Raw genomic sequence first — 7,059 nt, 5'->3', positions numbered from 1 at the left:
CTGACGGCGATAGAAAATGTCTTTGAAGAAGATGACTATGGCACTTATCTATCCCAAGAGGAATGTATTAGCGACCATCTTCCTATACTCATGGCATCGCTAAAAGCAGATGTCAATATGATTGAGACTATTATTGGACTGATAGCAACTCCTGAAGCGTTAAACTCGGATGATGATTCTCAATGCTACCCATTAACACTAGATAATGTATCCAAACTCTATCGTCATCTTCTGCTGGCTAAAACATTAGGAATTCGAGTCAAAGAATTGCCAGGTCTTTTAATGTTAATGCAGGATATTACTCATCCTTTTGGAAAACCCACTAAAACCCTAGAATTCTATAATCTGTTTGCTCAAATCGATAATTCTGGTTTTTCTTTACGGGAGTTAAACTATGTACTTCAGGATAATGACGACCAACTGCGTCCTCTCAGACCCAGTATGGCTGATATCTTTGAATTAGCGATCGCCCTCCGAGATACTTTACTTCAAATCGAGATAGATCACCCTGACATTGAAAAAGATGAAGACGCAACAGAAGAACTGTTACGGAATAAATTGAGTTTACTTTACGAAAGTGCGATCGTAGAAGAAATTATTACCTTGCTACAAGGGACGACTATATATCTTGACAATACCCGACGTAAGTATAGTGCCATTTTAGACAAAACTGATCAGGATAACATTATCCAATTTTTAACCGATAAACGAAAAGAAGTAGAAAAAGCTATAGCAGAACTAGAAAACGCTCAAGAAAAATTAGAAACCGCTCAAGAAAAAGCAGTAGAAAATAGGACAGAAGAGGAAAAAGAACGGATTGAAAAGCTTAAAAAACTGATTGAAAATCGAGAAAAACTCATTGAGGAGTTTCAGACTTTCCTTGAAAGGGTTCAATTTAGTGGCTCAAAAGGGCTTCAAATTACTGGTATTCTTAGTAAATCAGAGCAAAACAAAGTGTTAGCTTTAGCAGATTATATTGACGATTCTGACTGTAGGGATAAATTCTTAATTGTTGCCAAGAAAATTTTTGCTCAACCTCAGCAATTTTTTGATAACGCACTCTTACCTATTTTTAAAGGAAACTGTGAAGATTGTGAAGATTGTGAAGATGTTGAAGATAGTGAAGATTGTCAAAATTGTAAATATGCTAAAAATATTTTACTAGCTGAAGATGTTGTTGATGCTGACAATCAGGAAGATGATAATGGATTGCAAAAGCGTGCATTTTTTGCTCAAAAATTCTTACCCTACTTAAGAGAAGAATTGCGTCAGCGCCAGGTAATACAAATCCTTGCGTCCGATTTAGGATTAGATATTGATCTTACCGAAATTTTGATCATGGAAGTGGTCAAAACTTCAACGGAAGAACCACTTTACCAAGAAATTATCAAATTAAAAGAACAAAAAAAATCAACAGAAGCATCAGAATTAGATCAATACTGGGAAGGTTTTTTTGTTCCAGAAAAAGAAGGGAAATATACCTTTTTTCTAGAAACTTTAAAAACAGCAAATTTAACATTTAATGCTCAAGAACAAGCTTTTGAATACCAGAAAACAGATGAAGAAGGAATTAATTTCTACGAAAGTCCTATTTTTTCTCTCAAAGCAGGTCAAGCTTATCCTTTTATTATCGAAGGGTACGACACAGATGGAAATGGTAATATTATTGACTTGTTCATGAAGTTTAATGATCAAGCAAAGGTAAAAATTTCTGATAAAGTCTTATTTCCTGCTTTTAGTGTAGAAACGTTTCGTCAAGCCTATATTCGGTTACAAAAAGCCGCAATAGTTGTGGAAGGCTTTAATATGAAACGGGAAGAGATCGACTTTTTCCGAGATTACTGCAAAAAATTCAAAAATTTAAACTTTAATGAATTAGCTTTTCCTCAGTGGCTAAGGCTAGAAGCATTCTACCGTCTGCAAAAGAGCTTACTGCAGACTCAACTGAGTTTGATAGATTTTCTCCGTTGGACGAATCAAACTGAAGATACGCAAACAGAACTTTCTTTAGTCGAGCAAATTAACGCCCTAACTGCATGGGAAGAGTCTGAAGTTTACAAAATGATTCTTCCCCAACATTTTAACCTTCCCAATCTAGAAGATTTTCAAGACGAGAAAAATCTCCTCAAGCTACAAACAACCTTGCAAGTGGCGGAGAAAATTGGTGTGGGAATGGGGGATTTATTCCAATGGGGTAAACCTCCCACCGATTTTTTCCAAAGCCGAAAAATTGCCAGAGGTATTCGAGACACTATTAGAGCGCGATATCTTCAAGAGGAATGGGAAGAAGCGATTAAGCCTACCCACGATTTACTACGCAATCGACAAAGGGATGCTTTGATTGCCTATTTATTAGCACAACCCGTTTTGATGGAATGGGGAGTGAGAGATGCCGACAGCCTATTTGAATTTTTCCTCATTGACGTGCAGATGGATGCTTGTATGGAAACCTCCCGCATCAAGCAGGCAATTTCTTCTGTTCAGCTATTTGTACAACGGTGTTTCTTAGGTTTAGAAGAAAAGCACGGCGTTTCATCTAGTGCCTTAGATCGTCAGCGTTGGGAGTGGATGTCTCGTTATCGGGTTTGGGAAGCAAATCGCAAAGTATTTCTTTATCCTGAAAACTGGATACGCCCTGAATTAAGAGATGTTAAAAGTCCATTCTTTGAGGAACTGGAATCTGAATTACTGCAAAATGATGTTAGTAAAAGTACTGTTACAAGTGCTTTGACTAAATATATTGTTCAAGTTGATGAAGTTGCCAATCTTGAAGTGGTTGGGCAATTTATAGAAGGTGAGGGGAATAAACGGAAGCTTCATGTTGTGGCTAGAACTCGTAATGCACCTTACTTTTTTTACTATCGCTACTATGAATTTGAAAATCAGTATTGGTATCCTTGGACAAAAATTGAAGTGGATATTCCTAGTGTTGATATAGAAGATGAGCATGGAAAATTAGTAAATAATGGAGCTTCCGTTATACCAGTTGTTTGGAAAGATCGACTCTTTATTTTCTTCCCTCAATTCATGCAGAAAAACTGGGATAGTCCCTTAAAAAAGGAGATGAAGGTTACAGAAAGTGCTGAAAACTCTAAGATGTCAGATACTACCCCTTTGACTTACTGGGAAATCAAAATGGGTTGGAGTGAATACAAGGAAGGCAAATGGACTCCAAAACAAATATCAAATCGAGCTATTTATTCGTTGAGAAATTTTGAGGAAAATGAAAATATAGATATACCTACTAATAAATTTACTTTAGAACATAGATTTGATCTTTTTTCAGAAAGAGATAAATTTATTTTCGCACCATTTATTAAATCTGAAGAAATCTATTTTCAACTATATTACTTGTCTGATAGTCTTATTATTACCGAAAATTTCCAACAATTAATTTTTCCTGATGTTATTGATAAAGATGGAAATGTTATCGATGCAGATGAAAATGTTACTGATGAAGATGAAAAAGAAACATCACTTTCTTTTCGACCTCTCTTTACTAGAAGCCAAATTTCAGAGTCTAATTGGATTTCATTTTCACAATCATTTTGTTTTGATGGAAACCAAGTTAATACATCTGAAATAAGGGTATCTAATAAGTTTCCATTCTTAATTGGATGGAATTTTTTCCAACGATTTGTAGGTATCGACTCTTCAACTTCAGAATTAATACCTATTCAAGCAAAATATTCTGACAATAACCCTTGGGATATTTCCTTACCGAGATTTTGGGAAAAAAATGGTGAGATTAATTTTGTTAATAATTTTAATACTTCTTATTCCTTTCAGCATAATAGAACGAAAAATATTTTAGGATTACTAAGGAAAGGAAATATAAATCAAATATTTAATTGTCAACCTGCTAATTGTCTAATCCCTCTTTCTAATGATGATTATGGTTCAAACGATGGTCTCAAATATCATGAGCTAAAACGTCCCTATGCTATCTACAATTGGGAAGCCCTTTTCCATTCTGTTGCTTTATTAGCTGATAATTTATCTAAATCTCAACGATTTGAAGAAGCTATGCAATGGTGGCATTATATTTTTGACCCCATTAATGTTAAGGGAAATATCAGAAATGTTTGGAAGTTCTTGCCATTTAGAGTAACTGATAGCAAAAATATTTTAGAGCAAATATTTTCTAAACTCGATCCCAATGCTCCTGATAATAGTGAAAATAATAGCATTTATCAATGGCGAGAAAATCCCTTTCAACCTCATCATATTGCTCGTAATCGCCCTACAGCCTATATGAAATGGGTTGTGATGAAATATATTGACAATTTGATTGCTTGGGGAGACAACCTTTTCCGTCAAGACACCATTGAATCTATTAACCAAGCTACTCAGTTGTATGTATTAGCTGGTCATATTTTAGGTCCCCGTCCTGAAATCATTCCCCAACGCGGAAAAAAACAACCCGAATCCTATTGCAGTTTGTTAAATAAATGGGATGCTTTCTCGAATGCAATGGTGGATCTAGAACTGATTTTCCCCTTCAGCAACCAGATCGCAACAGAAGGCGTTTTTGATGGGGAAGAACATTATGTTAATATCTATGGCTTTGCCACAACCCTTTACTTTTGCATTCCAGACAATCCCAAACTATTAGAATACTGGGATACTGTAGCCGATCGCCTTTTTAAAATTCGCCATTGCCTCAATATTGAAGGCATATTCAGAAAGTTAAATTTGTTTGAGCCACCCATCAATCCAGCTTTACTTGTACAGGCTGCGGCCCAAGGATTAAACATTAGTAGCGTTCTCAATGATCTTAGCACTCCCATGCCTAATTATCGCTTCAATTATCTATTGCAACGGGCATTAGAGGTGACTTCTGAGGTTAAATCACTGGGTAGTGCGTTACTTTCAGCTTTAGAGAAAAAAGATGGAGAGAGTTTATCTATTTTGCGATCGCAGCACGATACTCGTATTCAAAATCTGATCATGGAAGTGCGAAAGATGCAATTAGAAGAAGCTGAAAAAAGTCTTGACAGCCTCGAACAAAATCGCAAATCCCCTGAATATAGACTTCAACATTATCAAAAACTTGTTGATGAAGAAGATATGGGTGTACCAGCTATCGATGCAGAATTTACGGAAATGGAAAACAAAATGCCTGAAGTAAAAGAGGATGGTGGATTAAAATTAATTCCCCCTGAAGCAGAAGAAATGAAAAAAGCCAAACTTTCAGCAGACTTACAAACCGTAGTTGGTGTGTTGGAAACATTAGCTAGTCATTTGCATCTTATTCCAACTTTTGCTTTACAGACTAAACCTTTTGGTATTGGGACTACCATGGAATATGGAGGCCCATATATAGGAACCGCAGTACAGGCTACTGCTAGAGGCTTACAAATCGGGGTAAATCGTACTTTCTTTCAATCTTCTGCTGCTTCTCGAAAAGCAGGTTATACTCGTCAATTACAAGATCGCATCTTTCAATTAAATCTTGCTGGCCACGAACTGATGCAAATTGATAAGCAAATAACCGCTCAGAAAATCCGCCAGGAGATCGCACAGTTAGAAATTGAGAATCATCAGACACAAATTGAGCAAACCGAAGAAGTTGAAGAATTTATTCGCACCAAGTATTCTAATGAGGAACTGTACCAATGGATGAGCGATCGCCTAAAAGATTTGTATTATCAAGCCTATTCCTTTGCCTATGATTTAGCTAAAAAAGCAGAGAAAGTTTTTCGCTTTGAACTGGGTCTATCTACCTCTGATTTCATCAAGTTTGGCTATTGGGACAGTGCTAAAGACGGTTTTCTAGCGGGTGAACAGCTTTATTTAGCCCTGAAACATTTAGAAAATGCCTATGTAGAAACAAAACCCCATGATTACGAAATTACCAAACATATTTCTCTTCAAGAATTAAACCCCATAGCATTAATTCAACTTAAAGAAGAGGGAGTATGTGAGTTTAACTTCCCAGAAGAAATTTTCGATCTCGACTATCCCGGTCATTACAAGCGACGGATAAAAACAGTATCAGTTTCTGTTCCTTGTGTTGTTGGCCCCTATACCAGTTTAAACTGTACCCTTCGCCTACTCAAACACGAATACCGCAACAGCAAAATTGCTGCTGATTATCCTAAGAAGTTAGAAGAAGCAGATGAGCGATTTATCTATAATCCTATTCCGACGACTGCTATTGCCGTTAGTCAGGGACAAAATGATAGTGGAGTATTTGAGCTAAACTTCCGAGATGAGCGATACCTCCCGTTTGAAGGGGCCGGAACCATTAGTACCTGGCGTTTGGAACTACCTCAAGAATTTCGTCAGTTCGATTATCAAACTATCACAGATGTAGTCATTCATTTACGTTACACTTCCTGTGAAGGCGGGACGACACTCAAAACTGCTGCCATAGAACATTTGAATGAGTATGTTAAAAATGCCTCCGAATTAAGCAAACGAGAGGGTCTATTTCGTATGTTTAGCTTGAAGCATGAATTTCCTAGTGAATGGCATCGTTTCCTAAATCCCCAACCTGAAACCGAAAGCCAAATTCTTATCCTTGGTAATCTTAGAGAGCGTCTTCCTTTCTTTGCTAACAGTCAAAAGGTGAACAACGTCGTTATCGAGAGTGTTATGCTCTTTGTTCCACCCATTGATAATGAACTAACTGTATCCCTATTTAGGTTTGATCAAGCAGAAAATTTTGATGTTGAGAATACAAATCCAACTATTACTTTAGATGCTGGAGCAAAAATTGGTCAACTCAAACAATATACAGCCACCGATCAAGAAGAAGATATAAATGGACACTGGATAATTAAAGTCGATGAACCTGTTCCTTTTCCTACAGAGATTTTGAACGATGCCTGGCTGGTTATTAAATATCAAATGACGCTTTCTTCATAAAATTGAGGCAGAGGATTGTCACTACTCTGCGTAGATCGAACTAGGTTTTCTTTTCGACAAAAAGTTGACAAAGTAATAATCGGTTACTCGTGGCTAGCGCCGCTAAGGCGAAAGCTATAGAGGTACCATTACCATTATATGAATACCGAACAGATGTCTCTATTTGGGTTGGTAGAATCCACTGCA

General features: G+C 36.8%; 1 protein-coding gene. It reads left to right on the top strand.

Annotated features, from left to right (window positions below; genetic code table 11):
• Nucleotides 1-90 precede the first annotated feature (90 nt).
• Nucleotides 91-6,873: a neuraminidase-like domain-containing protein gene (locus tag C4E06_RS26825; protein WP_232826397.1), complete on the top strand. Its 6,783-nt coding sequence runs from the start codon at nt 91-93 to the stop codon at nt 6,871-6,873.
• Nucleotides 6,874-7,059: the final 186 nt, after the last annotated feature.

The organism is Cyanothece sp. BG0011, assembly GCF_003013815.1.
Taxonomy (GTDB): Bacteria; Cyanobacteriota; Cyanobacteriia; order Cyanobacteriales; family Microcystaceae; genus Crocosphaera.
This window is presented reverse-complemented; position numbering and strand designations above follow the sequence as displayed.

Bases quoted from the DNA above. Each gene is read 5' to 3' on its own strand.
- C4E06_RS26825 (WP_232826397.1), top strand. From the start codon at position 91: ATGGCATCGCTAAAAGCAGATGTCAATATGATTGAGACTATTATTGGA.